Here is a 22636-nt window from a genome sequence, read left to right on the forward strand (position 1 = left end):
GTTTTTATTTCTTACTTCTTGGGTGTGTTTTAGAATATATTTTCTTTAACTCACCAATACTATTATGAGTATAGACTTGTGTTGCTGCTAGACTGGAATGCCCTAAAAGTTCTTTTACTGCATTTAAATCTGCGCCTTGATTTAACAAATGAGTTGCGAATGAATGTCGCAATATATGTGGGCTCTTTTTTACCTTTAAAGAGACCTTACTAAAGTACTCATTTATTATTCTATAGACAAGCATTTCATACACTTTAACCCCTTTTTTGGTCAAAAAAAGAGATTCTTTATCTTCTATTTTTTTTAACTCCTGTCTTTGAGCGATATAGTGTTTTACCGTTTTTGTTACTGAATCTAATAACGGCACATAGCGTTCTTTATTTCGCTTACCTAACACTTTTAATGTTTTATTAACGAGATCGACATCAGCTATTTTTATATCTATTAACTCTATCCGTCTTATTCCCGTAGAATAAAACAGCTCTATAATCAATTTGTTTCGAATACCTTCAAAATCATTGTTATAATTAATTTCATCTAAAGCTTTATTAATTTCAATTTCAGAAAAAGGGACTTGTATCTTTTTACTTGTTTTTAACGCCTTGTGCTTAGCCAATGGATTAACCTCCAAATCGCCAATTTTTAACTGAAATTTATAATAGGAATTTAATGCTGAAACTTTTCTGTTTATGCTTCGGTTAGTAATTTTAGCTTCTACTAAGCTAACAATCCAACTCCTTATTTGCGCATAGTTTACGGTCGTTAAAACTGAGGTCTCGTATGTGTTTTCCAAAAAAGCCTGAAAAGACGCTATATCCTTCTTGTATGCGTTTACTGTTAGCTTTGAATAGTTTTTCTCTAAAGACAAGTAATTTATAAATGATTGTAATGACATATGAATATGGATAGACTTTAAAGATAATACTTTTCTTAATTAACTTCTCTCCACAAGCGTTAATTAGCATTATTTATATAGTCGTTTAATCTTGGTATCTTATTTTAGAATTAATAGAAGACACCGCTAATCATGTTACTATAATAACACTCTCGTAATACTTAATGAGGATATTTTATTTAAAATAGCATGAAGTTGTGAATATTAAAACGCCTTGAAGTTTGCTTCAAGGCGTTAAGTATTATCTTAAGTTAAGATTGTTTTATTTAAACTCCCGTTCTATTCTTCAAATAATGTAGCTCTTCGTGTTAGGTCTTTTATTAGTTTTTGATCTTCATCACTTTCTAATAGAATATTATATGTACTCCAAAACTTTTTGTCGTAGGGCTTAGGTGAAAAAATATCAATATCCCATTTTTTTTGAAGTTCTGCATTAATTACATCTTGATCAAGAATCACTTTAGAAAACAGAATTTCTTGAATGGTATAATAATAGCGTTCTTCTTTGTTATATCGTGCTTGCTCTTTTTCATCTACACGTCCTTTAGCTCTATAGCCTACATTAACTAATTTAGGAGTTTCATAATAAATATAGTTGGGATACATTTTCCCTAGGTATTCCTTATAAGATACAATTAACTTGTGGTTGACCTGTGTATCAAACAAACGTTTACTTCTAATTTTTTGTTCTTTAGAGGCCGCTATAAGCTCGTATTCTATTTTTTTTACGGCATAATTATCCCAATAGATATAAATCCATCCTTTGGCTTCAAATCCTTCATTATAAATACCTAAAGTTCCCAAACCGACATATGTATCGCTTTTTCCTATTTTAATTTTATAGAGTTTACGTTCATTATCTACCAAAATGGTATCCAATTCAAATTGATGTGTATCTAAAATATCGTCCCCAAACAGTGCTTTTACATTATTTACATTGCGTAACATATTCAGCTTGCCTTGAAAAATATTCTGCAAACCATTAACTCTATTATCATTCCATTTAATGGCTTTAATCAAAGAAGCCGTTTTAATAGTGTCTCGTTTTAGATTACTAGCTTTAAGCCTTCGATATGAGTTTTGATTGAGGTATGAACGATATGCGAACAAACTATCTACATCTCTAAGATCATAGCTCTTACGTACTTGGTCTACATTAATTTTTAAATAATTTTTTGAGTTTGATGTAAAACCAGAATCGTAAACCGTTATAGCACTCTCGATAAGCCATTTAAACTCTTTCTTATTACGCTCTTTATGTCTTAAAAACCCTTTTTGCACATAAGAAGAATCTGGCATATTCCTTGGCAATCGTTCTAAAGCCTTCAAAACAATATCATTCCCGGTTTTTGGTCTTGGTGCGCCAACAATAAAAACTTCCTCTAAAGCAGCAACCTCTTCATCTAGATAGATTTCTAAACTTTCATCAAAACCGTCAATAGGTATTTTTAGAGTAGAATAGCCTATCGATGAAATAATGATTGTATCCTTTTGATGCTTTGTAGGAACTTTAAGTACAAACTTACCATCGGCATTAGTTATTGTACCTATAGTTGTATTCTTAATATACACACTAGCACTTTCAATAGGCATTCCTTTATTAAAATCTATGACTTGATTTTTTAACTCTATTTGAGCAAATGTAACCGATGAACACGCACATAATAGTACCAGAATTAAATATTTTAAGCAATTGATTTGTGACATTTGAACAATAGGTTTAATTTGTTAATAGCCGTTAAAAACTGATTTTTTACTTCACATTTTTCATTATCAATTATCATTCCTTTATGAGAATTGGCGACGTATTCTTATAAAAATACTAATAAATTACTTTACTGCTGGTTTGTACTCTTTTTTATCTATTATCATTTTGGCAATAATCTCTCTCAAAATTTCTGAGGTACCACCACCTATAGGTCCTAAACGACTATCTCTAAGTAATCTTGCCATTGGATAATCTTCCATATAACCATAACCTCCTAACATTTGAAGACATTGATAAATAACTTCATCTGCCATTTTAGTAGACTTCAACTTAGAAATCGTAGCTTCTTTTACAACATACTCGCCTTTATCCAATCGCGCTGCTACCGAGTAATTAAATTCTTTACATATTTCCATATCTGCATACAATTCTGCTATAGTATGTCTTAAGGCCTGAAATTTATCTATTGTTTTCCCAAAAGCTTGACGCTCTCCCATATATTGTATAGCATATTCCAAAGCAAATTCAGCTCTAGCATGCGCATTAATTCCCATTATTAAACGTTCTAAAGCAAAGTGCTGCATAATATAGGGAAACCCTTTATTTTCATCTCCCATTAAATTGCTAGCAGGAATAGTAACATTATCGAAAGCGATTTCACCTGTATCCGAGGCTCTCCACCCTAGTTTATCTAATTTAGTTGCAGACACCCCTGGTGTGTCACGATCTACCATAAACATGCTTATCCCTTTATTTCCTAACTCAGGATTAGTTTTAGCTGCCACAACAATATAATCACTATAAATTCCATTTGTTATAAACGTTTTAGAGCCGTTTATAACATAAGTTTCTCCCTTTTTAACAGCTGTAGTACGCATTCCTGCAACATCACTACCTCCAAAAGGTTCTGTTACAGCCATAGCGCCTATCATATCTCCAGAGATACTCTTTGTCAAGTATTTTTCCTTAAGATGCGCTCCTCCTTCGGCATTAACATGTGTCATTGCTAAATAAGTGTGTGCCCACATTGCCGCTGCAAAACCTCCTGAGTTTATTTTCTGTAACTCTTCCAGAAATATAACCGTGTAAAATAAATCTAATGCTAAACCGCCATAAGCTTCCGGATAAGCAATACCGAAAAACCCCATTTCACCAAATTTCTTCCATACAGCCCTATCTATTGTTCCTGTTTTTTCCCATTCATCTATATGGGGAACAACCTCCTTTTCTAAAAAATCTTGTAAACTTTTTCTAAACAACTGGTGTTCTTCTGTAAAATATCTATTATCCATTTATGATTTAATTCTTTATATTATAGTTATAGGGTCAAATATAATCTAATTATCTCTATTTTTTGAATAGGAAACGCCTTTACCGCTTTTAATTCTTCGATAGACTTATAGCCTTCTTTAAGGGTTCTTTGTTCAATAATATGATGTGCAATTTCATAATCTATATGCTTAATTGTAACCAATTCTTCTCTTGTGGCTGTATTTAAATTTATCTTTTTAATCGCTTTAGGAGTTTTAACAATAAAGTATTTCTCGATCTCATTAACAACTTCAGGTTGTAGCCCATAAACGTCTAATAATTCAACGGTATTTACAAATCCTTTATTGTGTGTTCTATAATCAACTATACGTTGCGCTAATTTTTCTCCTATACCATACACTTTTTGAAGTTGAAGAGTTGTTGCGCTATTTAAGTCTCTCTTTTGCGTTTCTGATAACACTGTATTATGACGAACTTTAACGGCCTTTTTTCGAGAATCAATAGCCCATTTCGGAAATTTAAAATAAGGTGATATTGCAACTAATAAGGAATCTGAAACTTTAGTAACTTCCTGAAACTCCTGAGTTGAATTCACCCATTTTTCTTGACTTCGAAAACGATGCAACCTGTCTATTGCTTCTGTTTCCATCCCTAAAGTATACCCTTTATAATCTGAAATATAGTTAGGGTTAAATGGATACATTTGGGGTTTTCTGTTTTCAATTTCTACTATACGCAGGGAATCTACTTCGGCTTTGAAACGCTGTAACTCCTCTGGGTTTACCGCTGCTATTTTAACTGGCACATAGACAAAGGAATATATGCATTGTAATACAACGATAAGTAGTAATAACTAAAAAATCCCTTTTCGTTGTTGTTTAGTAAAAACGAAAAGGGATTTTAAATTATTCATTTTAATGTTATTCTTTATTGCCTTTAATAGCTTTCATATATTTATCTAATTCCTTTTTCACTTTAGGAGCCAAAATCACTAAACCTATCATATTAGGCACCATCATTGCAAAAATCATCGCGTCGGAGAAACCGATTACAGATCCAAGACTCGCCGCAGCTCCTATGATAACAAAAATACAGAATATAATTTTATAAGTATATTCCATCTTTTTTGTTCTGCCAAATAAATAAGCCCATCCTTGAAAACCATAGTAAGACCATGATATCATGGTACTAAAAGCAAATAGTACTACAGCGATAGTTAATACATAGGGGAACCAAGAAATAGCAGATTCGAATGCGCCTGAGGTTAACAAAATCGCTTGAGCATCATTCAATCCAGAGTTTGCAGATGTTACATTTCCTGTAATGACTAAGACTAAAGCTGTCATTGTACACACAACAACTGTATCTATAAACGGCTCTAACAAAGCCACCAAACCTTCACTTGCTGCATATTTAGTTTTTACTGCGGAATGGGCAATAGATGCTGAACCTACACCAGCTTCATTAGAAAAAGCAGCACGTCTAAAACCTTGCACCAACACGCCTATTGCTCCTCCGGCAACTCCTTCTGGACTAAATGCCCCATTAAAAATCTGAGCAAAAGCATCTCCAACCATATTATAATTTGCTATAATCACGAATAAAGAAGCCGCAACATAAATCACAACCATAAAAGGAACGATTTTATCTGTTACTTTGGCAATTTTTTTAATTCCTCCAATAATTACAATTCCAACAAATACAGCCATAACTAGACCAAACAACCAGCCCTTACCATGTAGAAAAGATTCATTTCCTCCTGTAATACTTTCAACTAATTGAAATGCCTGATTTACCTGAAACATATTTCCGCCTCCAAAAGAACCGCCAATAACAAAAATAGCAAACAAAGCAGCTAATACTTTTCCTAAACCTGCAAAGCCTTTTGAATTTAACCCTTTTGTTAAATAATACATTGGCCCGCCATACACTGTACCATCTTCAGCAATATCTCTATACTTAACACCTAACGTACATTCTACAAATTTTGAAGCCATTCCTAAAAGCCCAGCTATAATCATCCAAAATGTAGCTCCTGCCCCACCAATGGAAACTGCTATTGCCACACCTGCAATATTTCCTAAACCAACGGTTGCAGACAAAGCAGCCGTTAAAGCTTGAAAGTGACTTACCTCGCCTTCATGCCCTTCTACTGCAATTGTTTCTATAGCATCCCCTCCTGGCGTTGAATCTCCTGCCCCAACCATAGATTCATGATGATCAAGGTGATCATATTTACCTCTAACAATATTAATTGATGTAAAAAACCCTTTAAAATTTATAAACTTGAAATAAAATGTGAAATATAAGGTCCCTAAAATTAATGGAAAAAGCACCCAAAATATTTTAACGCCTCCTCCAAAATCAATTTGATAAAATATAAAATTAACGAACCAACCTGTTGCATCTCCAAACGCTTGGTCTATTTTTTGATCGATTCCTTTGTCTTGCGCTTCTTGAGCAAATGTTATAAATGGTACTATTAAAGTAAAAATTGAAAGAAGATATTTCTTCATAATTTATTATCGTTAGTTTATTATTTATTTTTTAAAAGATTAGCAAGATGCAAAAAAATGATGACTTTTTAAAAGTATAGTATTAAATTAACTATAAATTACAGTAATTAACAATTCAATACCTTTACTAATATTAAAAAACTAGTCTAAATTATACAGTGAATTTAACTTTTGGATTTGTTCTGGACGCCCCAGAACAATAATTTTGGAATCTGGCACCAACTTTAGTTCTGCTTCAGGGTTTACAACATATTCCCCATCGCTCCCTTTAAAACCAATAACGGTACATCCTGTTTTGTTTCTTAGGTCTAAATCCCTTATAGTGCGTATGCTTGACGTATTGTAGAGTTTATCGACATTAATTTCCTCTATATTAATATTATCTTCTCCTACAATGGATAAGTTATCTATAAACTCTATTAAATCTGGTACAACAACCAACGAAGCCATATGATCCCCTCCTATTCTATCTGGTAGAATGACATTATTTGCTCCTGCCAATTTTAATTTTTTATATGATGCTTCCTGGGATGCTCTACTAATAATTTGCATGTCCTTATTTATCTGTCTTGCCGATAACACCACAAATAAATTATCGGCATCGTTTGGTAATGCAGAGATTAATGTACTTGCGCGATCTATTCCTGCCTCCAACAAAACCTCATCTTCATTAGCATTCCCATAAACGAAAGCAATAGCATCACTTTGAAACTTATCAATAATCTCCTTATCTTTTTCAATAATAACAAATGGTTTTTTATGGGCCAGCAATTTTCGTGCTGCTTGTTTCCCATTTCGACCATACCCACAAATAATAATATGATTGGAAAGCTTATCGATTTTCTTTTTCATCTTCTTTTGTTTTAATTCTTCTATGCTATTCTTACTTAAAATGTACTCCGTAATAACGGTTATTACATAACCTACGATTACTACGCTAGCCAATATTAAAAATATTGTAAAAACTTTAGCTTTATCATCCAAAGGCGCGATTTCCCCATAACCCACTGTTGTTATTGTAATCACGGTCATATAAAAGGCATCAACTAAAGTATATCCTGATAATATGCGATATCCAAAAACACCAATAAGCAACAATACTAGCATTAGTACTATTGCTCTATATAATCTCACCTTAAAAAATTGGATTAAACGGTTGTTCATAAATCAAAAACAGAGGATCTTTTTGTGTATAACATATCTTTTATATGCATCCAAAAAGCCAAAAATAAATACAAGGCAAAACCAAACCCTAAGGTTACGAATGTTAAATACATAAAAGAGGTTCTAACAACTTTGGCACGAATACCTAAACGATCTGCAATACGCTGACAAACGTGATATCCATGTTTTTGAAAAAACAATAATGGTTTGTAGAAAATTTCCATAGTTGCAAGTTAAAGAAAAAAAACGTGCTATTGATTGTCTTGTGCCAAAATAGAATTCCCTATCGCACATTGCAAGCATTTATTTTTGTCGCAATATTCTGTCTTAAGTTGAATTAATGCTTGAGAGTGCAATGCTGTTTTTGAAATCGATTTTATTTTATTAAATCTATCGACAACACTATTCTTTTCGGATGTTATTTGTTCAATTATTTTAAAAGTATCTGCCTCTACAGATTTTCCTAAATATTTTGCATAACTAAATTTTAATGGAACAATTGTGTTTATAACTAATAGATTTATAAAGGATTTTGTTAGTCTCTTTTGAAATGCTTTTGAAGGTTTATCAAATGTATAATGTGTATTCCAAAACGCTGAAGTCCCTACAGAAAACACATTATAAATAGTCTCTAAAGTCTTTGCCTCAATTATATTTGAAAACAGGTTTTGATGTAAATGATATAAATTAGCCAATTGAGATAATCTGATGGTTGGAAAATTAGCAGGCCTCAATCTAAAAAACTGTATGAGTGTTACCGTACTATTTGATAAATGGAATTTTTGTTGTAAAAATTTATACTCCTTTTGAAGCTGCAAAAAATACGCTTCTTGACTAATATTATTCAAAGCATTAGCTTGACCAAAAAATAAAGCTTCTAAACGTAACAGTTTGGATTGTTGTTTCCTCACGATTGAAAAATCTAATGAATTGGCCATTTCAAAAAAAGCATTTCCGTTAACTTTTAATCCAAAGTTTTTTGCTAACAATTTAAATAAAACTGTCTCCCAGTCATTTTTGGACTGCTTTAAAATATGATCTATCGCCTTAGATTTTCGCTCCAACCGTTCAAAATACAAGCGTTCCAGCCAATTATTTACTGTAAAAGGCAATACAGAACGAAACTCTTTTTCGCAATTAATCCAATTTTGAGAGGTGTTGAATAATTTTAAATAATTAGCAAGTGCGCGCTTAGAAACATATTTACGAAGTTCTAGGGTTGGAATCTTACTATTGTTTCGTCTAAATACATCTGTATTATACTCCCAAACAACATGTAAAATAACATTATCATAATTGCTATCAGACTCATGATTATGTATAAACCAATCACTAGACTTTACATGGATTTCTACATTCCCTGCCCAAACTTGCTCTCCTATTCTTAATTTTGCATTAAAAAAATCTGGTCCAGTATTATGATTATGTTCTCCGACACTTAATAAAGCGATGTTTTCATTTTCGGTCGTCTTTAAATTAAGCGTCTCTATTTTTTTATATTTCCAAAGATAGTGTAGGAAGTCTTCTTGCATAGACTATTAAATTACAATTTTATATGTAATATCCTAATACAGTGCTAATAGTATTTAAAAAAAACAAAGCAAACAATTAAAAAAGTGCTTAGAATCTATTTTAAAACATTTGGCATTACTACTGTGTTCTTGGGCTTGCAATCCAATCAATAAAAATATCTCCTGTACCAGAGGTTTCATAAATAGCTATTGTAAACCCTGAAAGGGAAGCATTAGCTACTTTAATATGCGATGCTGTATGTGAGCCTGTATTGTTAGTCCCCACGCCTTCTCTAAATGTTAAAATAATTGACGGTACATTTGTAAAGTTCTTATTAAACGTAACGTTATAATAATTCCACCCTGTAGTTGTTGTTCCCACATCATAGGTTCCTGATTGACTTTTATCTGCATGCAATGCCATCCACATAGGGTTTGCTTTATCTCCTTCGTTAAACTGAAAAACATTTTCGTTAGAATTATAAATTAAAAGGCCTTTAGCTGGATTTATTATAGCATCCCGTTGGGCATTTGTTAATCTAGGGAGGAGCACACCTAAATGAGACGATTGAATCTCTAAAATAGAGGACTCATCTGGAGTAACAGTACCGATTCCTACTTGAGAAAACGAAAACAACACATTACACAAAATAATAGCAAATAGCACATTCTTTTTCTTACACATATAATATTCTTTAAAAATAATTTAGCATTGGTCGTTCTAGTATAAATAATATTACATTTATTCTAATCCTACTTAGTATAAAAAATACTACTTCAAACCATTAGATTTCATTTTTTGTAATAAAGCACTCCTCTATAGTATATCTGTTATTTATTTTAAACAAGACTGCCCTCCTTTATCTCATATCTAGCTAAAACTTATTGTTTTTACACTAAAAAAGAGGCTAAGAAACAATTATATTCCCTAGCCTCTTCTGTTTTCTGAATAAGTATTTATTCGATGTATCCCATCTCTCTCATCCAATCATCATTAAACATTTTCCCAACATAACGACTACCATGATCATGAAATAACACCACCACCACATCGTCTTTTGAAAAATGTTCCTTTAGCTGTAATGTTCCTTTTATAGCTGCTCCAGCACTATTACCTAAAAACATACCTTCTTCTTTGGACAAGCGTTGTGTGTAAACAGCAGCATCTTTATCTGTTACTTTTGTAAATCCATCAATAATATCAAAATTCACGTTTTTAGGTAGAATATCTTCTCCTATTCCTTCAGTAACATAAGGATAAATCTCGTTCTCATCAAAAATGCCTGTTTCATGATACTTTTTAAAAACAGAGCCATAAGTATCCACTCCCCATACTTTAACCTCTGGGTTTTGCTCTTTTAAATATTTTCCAACTCCGGAAATAGTACCGCCTGTTCCAACGCCAACTATAAAATGTGTTATTTTACCTTCCGTTTGTTTCCAAATCTCTGGTCCAGTGCTTTCGTAATGCGCTTTAGCATTACTAGGGTTATCATATTGGTTTACATACCATGAGTTTGGTGTTTCCTCTCCCAACCTTTTAGATACAGAGTAATACGATCTTGGGTCGTCTGGTTCTACAGCTGTCGGACAAACAACAACTTCTGCACCTACAGCCTTTAACATATCTACTTTCTCTTTAGATTGTTTATCTGCCATTACAAAAATACACTTGTAACCTTTTACTATAGCTGCTAGTGCTAAACCCATTCCTGTATTTCCAGAAGTACCTTCTATAATAGTACCGCCTGGTTTTAATCTCCCATCAGCTTCAGCATCTTCAATCATTTGTAATGCCATACGGTCCTTTACAGAATTCCCTGGATTAAAAGTTTCATACTTTGCCAAGACTAAGCAAGGTAATGCCTCTGTTAATTTATTTAATTTTACCAAGGGTGTATTCCCGATGGTCTCTAGTATATTCTTTGCGTAATTCATCTTTTATTTTTTTGAAAAGTTACAACCTTTCCATTCCCTATTTTGCGTGTGCAAAAGTAATTAAAAGTTAAAACCTAAAATTGTTTTTTTACTTTTAAGTATTACTTCTATTTTTTATAGTCTTTTAACAGTATAAATACTAACAGTAATGGTTAAAAAGTTTCTGATTTAATAGCTAAAATTATTCAAAACGTATGGCTTTTACTGGAGAAATACGTGTAATAACATAAGATGGCACTAATAGCATTAATAAACAAAGTATAAATGTGCCGATATTTAATATTAAAATATAACCTATATTTATATAAATAGGCACTGTAGACACATAATATGTATCAGGGTTTAAAGGAATTACTTCAAAATACTTTTGAAATAAAAGCAATCCTAAACCTATAATATTCCCCCAAAACAGCCCTAATAATATTAAATAAGTTGCATTGTAAACAAATATTTTTCGAATTCCTAGATTAGACAAACCTAAAGCTTTAAGGATTCCTATCATTTGTGTGCGTTCTAATATTAAAACTAATAATGCTGTTATCATATTTATACCCGCAACTAAAATCATAATCCCAATGATTCCGTAAATATTCTTATCAAAAATACTAATCCATTCAAAGACTAAAGGAAATTTTCGTGTTACCGTATAAGAATTAAGGTCTGATGGAATGTTTTTAAAAATCGCTTCTCCTGTTTCGTCTAGCTGATCATAATTAGCTATAAAAACTTCAAAATTCCCTACCTCATTTTCCTGCCATTTATTAAGGCGTTGGATGTGGCGAATATCGCCTATTACATACTGCTCATCGAACTCCTTAAAACCAGAATTATAAATCCCAACCACTTTATAGGGAATTACACTTGGCGGTTTATTTACATTTTGCTTAATAAAGTAAGTATTTATTTTATCGCCAAGTTTAATATCTAATCTGTTTGCTAAGTATTGAGAAATTAAGACGTCTTCATTTCTTGTTTTAGTATAATCAGGAAGTTTTCCTTCTTTTAAAAATGTTTTAAAATAGTCCCAATTATAATCTGCTCCAACACCTTTTATCATTGCAAACTCAACATTATCTTGTTTTCTAACAACTCCAGCTTTAGTTACAACCCCTTGTATATGTTTTACGCCTGCAACACTAGTAAAGTTAGGATAAAAATCTTGGTTTGTATCTATTGGGTTTTCGCTTTCTTGAGAATTATTTGTGTCGTATTTTGAGATCGTAACGTGTCCGTTAAAAGCAACGACTTTATCTCTTATTTTTTGTTGCAAGCCAATTCCTGTTGCTATGGCAATCATCATTACAACAATTCCTATGGCAATTGCTGCGACTCCAATTTTTATTATTGGCGCCGAAATACTACTTTTATACGCTTTACTATCAATAATGCGTTTAGCTATAAAATATTCGAAATTCAATTTATAAGTATGCGGTTAACTTTGCTCAAAAATACAGTTTTATTATTTATCTTTTTAGGAATTTCTTGTGGAAATACAGTTAAGACACAAGAGCAAACCGTAAAGCATGATTACAGGGCTTTAAATCTTAGTAAAAAAAAACCTCCAATAATTGTAGGAGCAAACCAAACAGCTCTTTATTTACCACTTCTAAAAGGGAAACGTATAGGAATAGTAGCGAACCAAACTTCCGTGATTTTTAAGAATAATCAACAACACAGTCATATTGTTGATTCTTTATTAGATTTAAATATAAATGTAAAAAAAGTATTTGCTCCGGAACATGGTTTTCGTGGTAATGCAGATGCAGGAGAACTTGTAAAAGATGGTTTAGACACCAAAACGGGACTCCCTATTGTATCCCTTTATGGTAAAAACAAAAAACCCTCAAAAACACAATTAGAGGACTTAGACCTTATGGTTTTTGATATTCAAGATGTTGGCGCGCGTTTTTACACCTATATCTCTTCTTTACATTATGTTATGGAAGCATGTGCTGAGCATAATATTCCGATGCTTATTTTGGATAGACCAAACCCTAATGGGCATTATATTGATGGTCCTATTTTAGAATTAGAACATCAAAGTTTTGTTGGAATGCACCCTATACCTGTAGTACACGGGATGACCATTGGTGAATATGCCCAAATGATTAATGGAGAAAATTGGCTCACCAAAGGAATTAAATGCAACCTTACAGTTATTCCCGTAAAAAACTATGCCCATAATATACCATATGAGCTTCCAATAAAACCTTCTCCAAATTTACCTAACAGCACTGCAATCAATTTATACCCTAGCTTATGTTTTTTCGAAGGCACTAACGTTAGTGTTGGAAGAGGTACCGCGCTACAATTTCAAATATACGGCTCACCAGAATTACCTATAACAGACTATGAATTTACTCCCAAACCTAATTTTGGTGCCAAATACCCTAAACATAAAAACACCGTTTGTTACGGCTATAATCTTAGCAATACACCGCCTTTAGAAGCTCTTAATTTAAACTATTTAATAGCAGCCTATAATACAACAAAAGATAAGAACAAATTCTTTAACGCTAATGGGTTCTTTACAAAACTAGCAGGAACTAAAACTCTTAGGCAAGATATAGAGAATGGTAAAACTGAAGCACAAATAAAAGCCTCTTGGGCAAAGGGTTTAAAAAACTTTAAACTTGTGAGAGCGAAATATCTATTATACCCTTAACCCTACTTAATTCCCGAATTGCATTTCTTATTATTTTAGAGGTTATTTTTGAAGTGTGGTTGGTTTTCTATATTTATGAAAAGGTTGCTTTAACAAATGTTTTAAGCTTTCATTTTTTTTCTCATCTGGAAATGTATCTACGCCATAGATAATATCCTCACTATTTAATACCATAAACGTTCCAAATAAACGATCCCAAATAGAAAAAATATTCCCATAATTAGAATCGGTATAGGGTAACATATAATGGTGATGTACTTTATGTACATCGGGTGAAATAAAGATATAGCTAATAGCAGTATCTAGTGTTTTAGGCAATTTAATATTAGCATGTGTAAATTGAGTAAAAACAACGGACATTGATTGATATAACATAATAATAGCTATAGGTGCTCCAACAACAAAAACACCTAGAAGTGTAAAAATAAAACGAATAACGCTTTCTAAGGGATGATGTCTGTTCCCTGTAGTTGTATCCACTTTATGGTCTGAATGATGTACTAAATGAATGCGCCATAAAAAACGGACTTTATGCTCTGTATAATGTGCTAAATAAGCACCAATAAAGTCTAATAATAAAACTCCTAAAACGGCATATAACCATAAAGGCATTTCTGGCAACCAGTTAATAATACCAAAATTATTTAAGACAACCCAATCCGATGTTTTTAATAACACAAAAGCCAATACGAAGTTTATAAGAATAGTTGTTAAAGTAAAGAAAAGGTTTGGCCAGGCATGTCTCCATTTTTGATAATTATAATTAAACAAGGGTAGGATGCCTTCTAAAAGCCAGAACAGAGTAATCCCGCCAACGAGTATAATACTTCTATGGAGGGATGGGATAGTCTCAAAATAATTTAAAATAGATTCCAATATCACTTTTCTTGTAAATATAAGAAAAAGATGATGTGTTTCGTGTTTTAACCTTGCCTACTAGTATTAAAACTTTATTCGTTTTTTCATAGCTTCAACAATATTAAATGCTGCAGGACAAATAGCTACATTTTTTAATGTAAGATTAGCGATTTGCTGAAATTTTTTTCTATCGGTATGAGGAAATTCTCGACAAGCTTTGGGTCTTACTTCATAAATAGTGCAATAATTATCTGCACCTAAGAAAGTACAGGGTACGCTTTTTAAAACATAATCATTTTCTTCATCTACTCGTAAAAACTGATCAATAAATTGTTGTGTTTTCATCTTGAAGTACTTTGCGATACGAGACACATCTTTATCTGTAAATAAAGGCCCTGTAGTTTTACAACAATTAGCACATGTTAAACAATCTGTTTGTTCAAACTCGTTTTCATGCAACTCTTGCATTAAATAGTCTAATTGCTTGGGAGGCTTTTTTTTTAACTTAGTAAAAAAGGTTTTATTCTCCTTATGCTTATCTTTGGCCTGCTTAGCTAGCTTGTTTATTTCGTCTTGCATAGCACAAAAATAATTAAAGTTTATAACTTAGAACTTCTGCCTTAGGGTAATGAAACTTTTTTTTTATGAAAGACCGCTTCGGAAAAGCATTATTAGACTATCAAAACGGGAATTACACCGAAGACATTATAACTTCCACAAATATTTCTGATGAAGATATTCTCCCTTTGCCTTATCTTTTTAGAGATTATAAAGCGATGCCGAATCTTGAAAAAAAAGCCTTAAACCTTGCTAAGGGTTCCCTTTTAGATGTTGGTTCTGGTGCAGGAAGCCATAGTTTATATTTGCAAAAAAAAGGACTTTCGATTAAAGCTATAGACAGCTCTAAAGGCGCCATTGAGGTGTGTAAGCTTAGAGGGATACAATGTGCCGAATTAAAACCGCTTCTTGAAGAAACAGACACTTTTGATACCATTTTATTGTTAATGAACGGTACTGGAATTTTTCAAACCTTAGACGCTGTGCCGACTTATTTAAAACACTTAAAAACCTTACTCAATCCTAACGGACAAATTTTAATAGATTCTAGTGACATTAAATACATGTATGAAGATGAAGATGGTGGCTTTTGGCATAATGTTAATTCCAATTACTATGGTGAACTTGATTACTTTTTAAGTTATAAAAATGAAAAAGAAGCCCCTATGAAATGGTTATACTTAGATTTTAATACATTATCAATCGCCTGTGCTTCCGTAGGATTACAATGCAAAAAAGTGGCCGATGGCGACCACTTTGATTATTTAGCGAAACTTTATATTTAACATTTGTGTCCTTTAATTATGCTTTAAAAACTATTATTAGATGACACAAAAGAGACTATGGCTTCCATTATTGAGAGAGCCCATTAATAAATGTTTGCTTGACCTTTGTAAAAGCAATACGCCTAGGTTTTACTTTCATAATATCTCTATCTAAAATGATAAAATCTGCAAATTTACCAATTTCAATACTCCCTTTTTCTTCATCTTCAAAATTAGCATAAGCTGCCCAAATAGTCATCCCTTTTAAAGTTTCTTCTCGAGATAATGCATCTTTCGGTTGAAAACCGCCTTCAGGAAAATTTTTCAAATCTTTCCTTGCTACAGCAGCATAAAATGTTAAAAATGGACTAACCTGTTCTACGGGAAAATCGGTCCCTAATGCAACCTTCCCACTCATATCTAACAATGTTTTATAAGCATAAGCGCCTTTTATTCGCGCTTCTCCAACTCTGTCTTTTGCCCAATACATATCGCTCGTTGCATGTGTAGGTTGTATAGAAGGGATTATATTTTCGTTCTTAAAATATTTAAAATCATTATCGGTAATAACTTGTGCGTGTTCCACCCTCCAACGTCTATTCGTTTTATCTTTAAGCACCTTATCGTAAGTTTGTAATACAAATCGGTTAGCAGAATCGCCTATAGCATGAGTATTCATCTGGTAATTTGCCGCGGCTATACGGGTCGCTAGAGTTTCATAACTTTTTGTTGGAATAACCATTGCGCCGTAATGATTGTGTTCATCATTATAAGGTGCCTTTAAAGCAGCACCGCGAGATCCTAAAGCGCCATCGGCATATACTTTTACCGATTGCACATTTAAACGTTCGGTTTTCACCTTTCCTTTCTTTAAGTAATAATCCAGGTTTTCTTTGGTATTACTAATCATTGCATAAATTCTGGTTTTTAGTACATTGACTTGTTGTAAGCTATCTATAAGCTCTATAACCTGTTTATCCAATCCGGCATCAGAAACTGTGGTTAACCCATATTTTGTACAGATATTTTGAGCTTCAACCAATGCATCTATTTGTTGCGTTCGTGTAGGTTTAGGAAAAATGGCTGCGACCATTTCCATAGGATTATCTATTAATACCCCTGTTAATTCACCGTCTTTCTTTTTAATCTCTCCACCAGAAACTTTTGTGTCTTTAGAAATGCCTGCTAAATCTAATGCCGCTTGATTACACAACATTGCATGCCCATCTACTCGCGTTAAAGCGACTGGTGTCTCTGGATATAACTTATCTAGTAATTTTTTATCTGGATATGTTTTACTCTCCCAATCATTTTGATCCCAACCGCGTCCTCTAATAAAATGAGCTTGTCGCTTATTCTGAAAATTGATAACACGTTTCATCATATCATCAAAACTTTTGGTTCCATTTAAGTCCACATTCAATTGATTTAATCCTAAACCATAAAAATGGCAATGGGCATCTATTAAACCTGGAATAACCGTTTGTCCTTCGGCATCGATTATTTCTGCTGCGGTATATTTATTTTGAATGTCCTGCGTTGCGCCTACGGCAACAAACTTACCGTCTTTAATAGCAAAGGCTTCTGCCTTTTCAAAATTAGAATTTACAGTGTAAACATTAGCATTGATTACAATACTATCGACTTCTGGTTTTCCTTTTTCACATGAAAAAAGAATAAGCAACATCAAGCTTAGGTATTTTATCTTCATTATTTATTATTTTGAGTATAAATATAGAAATAAAAAATGGCCCTAATAATGAGTGCGTTTTAATTTATTTAAATTAATATTAAGTTTTAACTATAAGTGCCACACGACTATTTAAACGACTTACTTTAACATCTGTAGTTTTAAATAGTCGCCTTGTATAAAAACTATAAAACAATAGCCCTTAAAACAAAAGTATCTATCTAATAAACACCTTTTTTAAAAATCAAACTTATAAGTTGCGCCTGTTAAAAACTGAATCCCTTGTACAGGCGTATTTTGCCATTTTTCGTACTCGCCTCCAAATAGGTTATTTCCTTTTAAAAATACAGAGAGCCTTTCAGTTATATGGTATGCTATGTGGGCATTGACATCTAAATAGCCCTCTAAAGTTACGACTGTTGTTTCATTTGATAGTCCCCCTTTTTGATCTTTTCGCTCGCCTATATAGAATAAATTTGCGTTTACAAACCATTGATTTGCTATTCGATACCCCATAAGCACAGCTGTTTTTATACTGGGTAAATTCCAAGCTTCTTCTTGATTTTTGGGATTATACACAAAGTACTCGCCTTTAAGTCCCATAGTAAAACGCCTATTGATATCCACATTTAATTCTCCTTCAAATCCTAATGAAGATACATTATCGTAAAGTATACCAAAAGAATTCCCAAAGGTATAATCTGCTGTATCTGTTGTTATTTTATTATTAATAAATACCCCCTTTGTTCTTTCTGATATGTACCGCCCATTAACACTGTAATTCATAGTATTAGAAAGTTTTCCTTTTAAACCTAAATAGACATTGTATTGCTGGTCTGTTGGGACAATAAATAATGTTGGTGACACAAATGGATTCGTTTTAGTGAAACGGCTGTATGTATTTTGAATCAGCCCCCCATTCACGCCCCCAAAAGCAATTAAAACCCCATCAACCATACGATATGACGCCTTTATATTCGGGTAAATATAAAACCGGCTCTTGCTGGCTTCTGTATCATTTAAATACGTTAGTGAAAACCCTACATTTACAGTTAGATCATCTTCCTCTAATTGATAGCTTGGTGCTATCCCTATTTGAAAATTCCCGTATTTTAGAGCTTCTTCTGTACTATAACTTCTATCAAAGGCTCCTGACAAATAATCGACACTAACCTTTGTCGATACAATCTCACCTTGCACAGGCACATCTACGATCGTTTTTACTTTAAATCTATTTTCAGCAGATCCATAATTATCGCCAAAATGCCTAAAGAGTACATTTGCTGATTTAACAGCCCCTTTTTCTAAGGTGATATCCCCAGACACATAACTATTGGTGAATGTATGGCCAACGTTTAACGTATCTGCTGTTTCTTGAGTAAATTCAGGTTGTGCAATACCATACCAATTATAGGATTGCAGCTGTAAACCGCCTTTAAGTCCCCAGGTTAGGTCTCTATTTTTTTTACTGTAACCTAAATTAAGTTTTGAGTCGGAAAAATTATTATCTAACAAGACCTCATCGATTCCCCCTGTTGATGAATGCTGCTCTAAATAAGCGCTAACACTTTCCCCTCTTCCTAATTTATGATTTAAATACACTTCTCCTAAAACAGTTCTATTAGGCCCCAATCCCAAAGCGGCATAATTCTCGAACAATTTTACCTTTTCGGCCTTGTCTACCACTGCTGCTTTTCCTTTTACAGGCGTAAATGTAGAGGCTACTGGGAATGAAAAAATACTGTATTTAATTTCTTTTTTATTTTCTGTTTCATCATCTAACACCGGGATTTCCTTTACTTTAAAGGCGTCTGAGATATTAGGTTTATAGGGTTTTATAACATTTATCACATCTGTTTTAAGAGTATCTTGTTCCTGTTCTTGTGCGTACATTAGCATTACTACTAGTGATAACACTATAAATGTGAATTGCTTTTTCTTACTAAACATATTTTCTATTTACGATTGCCGAATGATGATATCCCTTCATTCATTAATGTTTTTTTTATTTTGATCCCTCTCAATACGTTTCTTTTAAACGCAAACCTAAAAGTATTTAATCTTCAGTTTCGACAGAAGCATTTGTTTTTGCCTGTTCTGTTTTTATTTTGTTCAATTCTTCTTGTGCTTCTGCTACAATTTCTTCATATTCAGAAAAATTACTAATTACACTTTCCAAAATGTATGTGGCTTGAAAAGCATCCTTTAATTCATTAAAATTCTTTGCCATAATGACCAATCCTTTAGCGCCATAATACCTATAACTTGAATACACCTTTACTAAACGTTGTACTGTAATATTTGAAGCGTTATAATCGCCTGCTTTATTTTTAAAATAGGCATTGTAGTATAAAGCCTCGGCAGCTGTTTCCCCTACAGCCGTTAATTCTACTTTAGCGTAAGCTGTTTTAGCCTTGGCTTCATTATCCATTATTATCGCCGAACGCGCTATAATAGTATTGGCATCACTTTTTATTTTAGCATCTATATTGGTATGACTCAATACCTTTTCTGCATAAGCAATAGCGTCTTCATATTTATTTAATTGATAATTAGACTGCATTAAATTAGATTGTGCAAAAATGATATTTTGAGGAAAATTAGCGTCCTGTTCTAACCGTGTTAGTACAGGGATTGCTTCTGCCCATTTTTTATTATTCAATATTATTTGAGACAAACGCAACATTGCCTCTTCTGTATATTCATTTTGAGACCTTTCTAATACATATTTAAAATGGGGTTCAGCATTCTCTTTAAGCTCTTTTTTAAAGTATAATTGCGCAAGGTAAAAATGTGATTGCAAAGCATGAATCCCTTTTGGAAAAGCACTAAGGTATCGGTTAAACTGCTTTATTGCTTTGTCTATATTGTTCTCCAAAAATTGTTTCTCGGCAGCTTCATAGGCAGTATTATCTAAATCGGCATCTGTAACTTCTACATAATCTAAAGTTTTTACCCATTGGGCATATTGTTCTACTTGACCTAGGTCGATATAAATTAAACGTACGGTTTCTACAGCCTGATTAGCTTCTGGTGATGCTGGAAAATCTTTAGCTATTTTTTTAAATTTAGTAATAGCTTCCTCATTTTTACTTGCATTGTAAAACACTAAACCTTGTCTTAAAAGTGTTTTTGATATAAAAGAGCTGTTATTATATTCTACATTTAACCGATCGTAAATTGCCATTGCCTTATCATCCTTACCTAATTTCACATAAGCATTACCTAAGGCATACATTGCATCATCTCGAAGTTTTGATTTAGGATAATTTGAAATAAATTGTTCTAATTCTGAAATTTTGCGTGATGCTTGCCCTAAATATCCAAAACTAATGGCTTTTTGAAAAAAGGCATAATCCACTTCTATTTCTCCTATTTCAATGGCTTTTTTATAAGCTGCAATCGCTTGTGTATAATTCGTAGACACAAAATGTCCATCTGCTAAACGCAAATAAGCATCATTAAGCCTTATCTTATCGTCTTTATAATTCGTTATGTAGGTATTAAAATACGTTGAAGCTTGTCTATAATCTTTTAATTTAAAATAGGTATATGCTAAATTATAATCCAAGTTTTTATATGTTTTAAATTGTTTTGCTTCTGGTAATGTTTTAAATTGTTTAAAGCCAATTAGAGCATCTTTATATTCAGACAAGTTATAATCTGTTTCAGCTTTCCAAAATATTGCTCTTGCTGTATATTTAGGATCCTGTTGTGTTTTCAAAGAAGCATCAAACATCTTTTCTGCTTCTTGATATTTATTTTCTCCATAGAGTTCTACACCTCTATAAAAAGCTACTTTTTGATAAGCTTGCTTACTTTCAAAACGCTTCTTCCCTTTTAGTAAAGCAAAAGCTTCTTTATAATTCCTTGATGTAATATAAGAATCGATTAACAGCCCTTCGATCTCATCTTTATAACTTGTTTTTGGGTAAGCCTCTAAATAATCTACCAATACCTGAGGAACCGACTTGTATGGATTGCCTATCTCGTAACTAACCTTAACATAGTTTAACCAAGCATCTTCCTGTATTTTAAGATCGAAACGCATTTGTGAAGCATTTCTAAAAGCATTTAAAGCTTCTTGTTTTTTATTTAATTTAATATAGCCTTCCCCTAAATGATAATATGCATTTTGAGCCACACTATTGTTTCCGCCTACAATTTTATTAAACTCTGAAATTGCTTTTTCATAATCTCCTTGCTTGTAATAAGCATAGCCTAGTTGATAATAATCTGTATTAGTCCATTTTCCTTTTCTACCTTTATATGCTTTTAAAAAAGGAATGGCCTCATCATATTGGTTTAGGTTAAAATAGCTTTCCCCTATAATCTTGGACAATTCAGACGCTTCGTCTTTATTACTCGTTTTTAATTTAGTTTTTGCCAACTTTATTGCCGTATCAAACTTACCTAGCTTAAAATTTAAATCGGCCTGATAATACGACAGTTTTTCCTTGTACTTATCGGTATTATTAACTTGATCAAAATATTCATTTGCTTTCTCATAATCGTCGCCTTCATAAGCCATAAAACCAATATAATATTTCGCCTGTGCACCATACTTTTGAGAGGTTTCTACACGGGTTAAATATTTTTTTGCTTCTTTATAATTTTTAGCATTAAAGGCAACGTATCCGTTATTAAAATTATATTTTTCTCTTGCCGTTATATCTAATGATTTCTCATCTACCTTTTTATACCATTTCTGTGCATAGGCAAACTTTCCGTTTTCATAATAATAATTGGCGACATCCACATAAGCGTCATTTTTTTTTGTGCTTACGGGGTAGTCTCTTACAAATTGCTCTACCAATTGATCTGCATTTTGTTGGTTTAAACGCACGGCACAATTAGCAATATAAAAAGCACAATCAGACATTATACTTTCGTCGTTGGTCTCTTTCTTTATCGTTTCAAAGGCGGTTTGAGCCGCTATGTATTGCTGGTAATTATATAATGTTAATGCTTTTTGGTAGCCTACCAAGTCACTGGTATAGGCTGCCGATTTCTGAGCAAATAATTGCGTGCTTAACCCTAAGAATAATAAGCTTACTAAAATATATTTTCGAGTCATTAAACCACGTTTTTAATTAA

The 22636-nt window shown here is 32.7% G+C and carries 18 protein-coding genes; 2 read left to right on the forward strand and 16 right to left on the reverse strand.

The window, feature by feature from the left end; translation table 11 throughout:
• Positions 1–4: 4 nt before the first annotated feature.
• The 11 genes from AC2D8I_RS08270 to AC2D8I_RS08320 form a co-directional block, all read right to left on the reverse strand.
• Positions 5–895, reverse strand: a complete 891-nt coding sequence (locus tag AC2D8I_RS08270; RefSeq protein WP_484705526.1) for a tyrosine-type recombinase/integrase — start codon at positions 893–895, stop codon at positions 5–7.
• 279 nt (positions 896–1174) lie between these two features.
• A complete protein-coding gene (locus AC2D8I_RS08275) occupies positions 1175–2602 on the reverse strand; it encodes a carboxypeptidase-like regulatory domain-containing protein (RefSeq protein ID WP_484705527.1) in 1428 nt (475 codons plus the stop codon).
• Between the two features lie 123 nt (positions 2603–2725).
• Positions 2726–3895, reverse strand: a complete 1170-nt coding sequence (locus tag AC2D8I_RS08280) for an acyl-CoA dehydrogenase family protein (protein ID WP_484705528.1) — start codon at positions 3893–3895, stop codon at positions 2726–2728.
• Positions 3896–3921: 26 nt separating this feature from the next.
• Positions 3922–4680, reverse strand: coding sequence for a ComEA family DNA-binding protein (locus AC2D8I_RS08285; RefSeq protein ID WP_484705529.1), 759 nt, complete (start codon positions 4678–4680; stop codon positions 3922–3924).
• A gap of 115 nt (positions 4681–4795) precedes the next feature.
• On the reverse strand, positions 4796–6391 hold the full coding sequence (locus AC2D8I_RS08290; protein WP_484705530.1) for an alanine/glycine:cation symporter family protein: 1596 nt from the start codon (positions 6389–6391) through the stop codon (positions 4796–4798).
• 141 nt (positions 6392–6532) lie between these two features.
• Positions 6533–7555, reverse strand: coding sequence for a potassium channel family protein (locus AC2D8I_RS08295; protein ID WP_484705531.1), 1023 nt, complete (start codon positions 7553–7555; stop codon positions 6533–6535).
• Complete coding sequence (locus AC2D8I_RS08300) at positions 7552–7779, reverse strand: PspC domain-containing protein (RefSeq protein WP_484705532.1); 228 nt, start codon at positions 7777–7779, stop codon at positions 7552–7554. The genes AC2D8I_RS08295 and AC2D8I_RS08300 overlap by 4 nt, the downstream gene beginning before the upstream one ends.
• A 27-nt stretch (positions 7780–7806) precedes the next feature.
• Positions 7807–9087 (reverse strand): DUF2851 family protein, encoded by a 1281-nt coding sequence (locus AC2D8I_RS08305; protein WP_484705533.1) that lies wholly within the window; start codon positions 9085–9087, stop codon positions 7807–7809.
• Between the two features lie 118 nt (positions 9088–9205).
• Entirely contained in the window at positions 9206–9751 is a 546-nt protein-coding gene (locus tag AC2D8I_RS08310) for a hypothetical protein (RefSeq protein ID WP_484705534.1), read from the reverse strand.
• A gap of 272 nt (positions 9752–10023) precedes the next feature.
• Positions 10024–11004 carry a PLP-dependent cysteine synthase family protein gene (locus tag AC2D8I_RS08315; protein WP_484705535.1) on the reverse strand — a complete coding sequence of 327 codons (981 nt, stop codon included), beginning with the start codon at positions 11002–11004 and terminating at the stop codon, positions 10024–10026.
• 181 nt (positions 11005–11185) lie between these two features.
• Positions 11186–12421, reverse strand: a complete 1236-nt coding sequence (locus AC2D8I_RS08320; protein ID WP_484705536.1) for an ABC transporter permease — start codon at positions 12419–12421, stop codon at positions 11186–11188.
• A 9-nt stretch (positions 12422–12430) separates the two neighbouring features.
• Here AC2D8I_RS08320 and AC2D8I_RS08325 point away from each other — a divergent pair, with 9 nt between their 5' ends.
• The gene (locus AC2D8I_RS08325; protein WP_484705537.1) at positions 12431–13669 is read left to right on the forward strand and encodes an exo-beta-N-acetylmuramidase NamZ family protein; all 1239 of its coding nucleotides are present in this window, start codon (positions 12431–12433) and stop codon (positions 13667–13669) included.
• 42 nt (positions 13670–13711) lie between these two features.
• Here AC2D8I_RS08325 and AC2D8I_RS08330 read toward each other — a convergent pair whose 3' ends face one another.
• Together AC2D8I_RS08330 and AC2D8I_RS08335 are read right to left on the reverse strand one after the other, a co-directional pair.
• Positions 13712–14545: a sterol desaturase family protein gene (locus AC2D8I_RS08330; RefSeq protein ID WP_484705538.1), complete on the reverse strand. Its 834-nt coding sequence runs from the start codon at positions 14543–14545 to the stop codon at positions 13712–13714.
• Between the two features lie 66 nt (positions 14546–14611).
• Positions 14612–15106, reverse strand: a complete 495-nt coding sequence (locus AC2D8I_RS08335) for a YkgJ family cysteine cluster protein (protein ID WP_484705539.1) — start codon at positions 15104–15106, stop codon at positions 14612–14614.
• Between the two features lie 65 nt (positions 15107–15171).
• Here AC2D8I_RS08335 and AC2D8I_RS08340 point away from each other — a divergent pair, with 65 nt between their 5' ends.
• On the forward strand, positions 15172–15870 hold the full coding sequence (locus AC2D8I_RS08340; RefSeq protein ID WP_484705540.1) for a class I SAM-dependent methyltransferase: 699 nt from the start codon (positions 15172–15174) through the stop codon (positions 15868–15870).
• Between the two features lie 67 nt (positions 15871–15937).
• On the opposite strand, the gene AC2D8I_RS08345 is transcribed toward AC2D8I_RS08340, so the two are convergent.
• The 3 genes from AC2D8I_RS08345 to AC2D8I_RS08355 form a co-directional block, all read right to left on the reverse strand.
• The gene (locus AC2D8I_RS08345; RefSeq protein ID WP_484705541.1) at positions 15938–17560 is read right to left on the reverse strand and encodes an amidohydrolase; all 1623 of its coding nucleotides are present in this window, start codon (positions 17558–17560) and stop codon (positions 15938–15940) included.
• Between the two features lie 216 nt (positions 17561–17776).
• A complete protein-coding gene (locus tag AC2D8I_RS08350) occupies positions 17777–19489 on the reverse strand; it encodes a TonB-dependent receptor (protein ID WP_484705542.1) in 1713 nt (570 codons plus the stop codon).
• A 106-nt stretch (positions 19490–19595) separates the two neighbouring features.
• Positions 19596–22616: a tetratricopeptide repeat protein gene (locus AC2D8I_RS08355; protein ID WP_484705543.1), complete on the reverse strand. Its 3021-nt coding sequence runs from the start codon at positions 22614–22616 to the stop codon at positions 19596–19598.
• Between the last annotated feature and the right edge of the window lie 20 nt (positions 22617–22636).

This window comes from Lacinutrix sp. YIN62 (genome assembly GCF_057219185.1).

Excerpts from the sequence above, each read along its gene's own strand:
- AC2D8I_RS08300 (WP_484705532.1), bottom strand. The coding sequence starts at position 7,779 with ATGGAAATTTTCTACAAACCATTATTGTTTTTTCAAAAACATGGATAT.
- AC2D8I_RS08290 (WP_484705530.1), bottom strand. The coding sequence starts at position 6,391 with ATGAAGAAATATCTTCTTTCAATTTTTACTTTAATAGTACCATTTATA.
- AC2D8I_RS08295 (WP_484705531.1), bottom strand. The coding sequence starts at position 7,555 with ATGAACAACCGTTTAATCCAATTTTTTAAGGTGAGATTATATAGAGCA.
- AC2D8I_RS08305 (WP_484705533.1), bottom strand. The coding sequence starts at position 9,087 with ATGCAAGAAGACTTCCTACACTATCTTTGGAAATATAAAAAAATAGAG.
- AC2D8I_RS08275 (WP_484705527.1), bottom strand. The coding sequence starts at position 2,602 with ATGTCACAAATCAATTGCTTAAAATATTTAATTCTGGTACTATTATGT.
- AC2D8I_RS08335 (WP_484705539.1), bottom strand. The coding sequence starts at position 15,106 with ATGCAAGACGAAATAAACAAGCTAGCTAAGCAGGCCAAAGATAAGCAT.
- AC2D8I_RS08340 (WP_484705540.1), top strand. The coding sequence starts at position 15,172 with ATGAAAGACCGCTTCGGAAAAGCATTATTAGACTATCAAAACGGGAAT.
- AC2D8I_RS08270 (WP_484705526.1), bottom strand. The coding sequence starts at position 895 with ATGTCATTACAATCATTTATAAATTACTTGTCTTTAGAGAAAAACTAT.
- AC2D8I_RS08355 (WP_484705543.1), bottom strand. The coding sequence starts at position 22,616 with ATGACTCGAAAATATATTTTAGTAAGCTTATTATTCTTAGGGTTAAGC.
- AC2D8I_RS08350 (WP_484705542.1), bottom strand. The coding sequence starts at position 19,489 with ATGTTTAGTAAGAAAAAGCAATTCACATTTATAGTGTTATCACTAGTA.
- AC2D8I_RS08315 (WP_484705535.1), bottom strand. The coding sequence starts at position 11,004 with ATGAATTACGCAAAGAATATACTAGAGACCATCGGGAATACACCCTTG.
- AC2D8I_RS08325 (WP_484705537.1), top strand. The coding sequence starts at position 12,431 with ATGCGGTTAACTTTGCTCAAAAATACAGTTTTATTATTTATCTTTTTA.
- AC2D8I_RS08280 (WP_484705528.1), bottom strand. The coding sequence starts at position 3,895 with ATGGATAATAGATATTTTACAGAAGAACACCAGTTGTTTAGAAAAAGT.
- AC2D8I_RS08310 (WP_484705534.1), bottom strand. The coding sequence starts at position 9,751 with ATGTGTAAGAAAAAGAATGTGCTATTTGCTATTATTTTGTGTAATGTG.
- AC2D8I_RS08345 (WP_484705541.1), bottom strand. The coding sequence starts at position 17,560 with ATGAAGATAAAATACCTAAGCTTGATGTTGCTTATTCTTTTTTCATGT.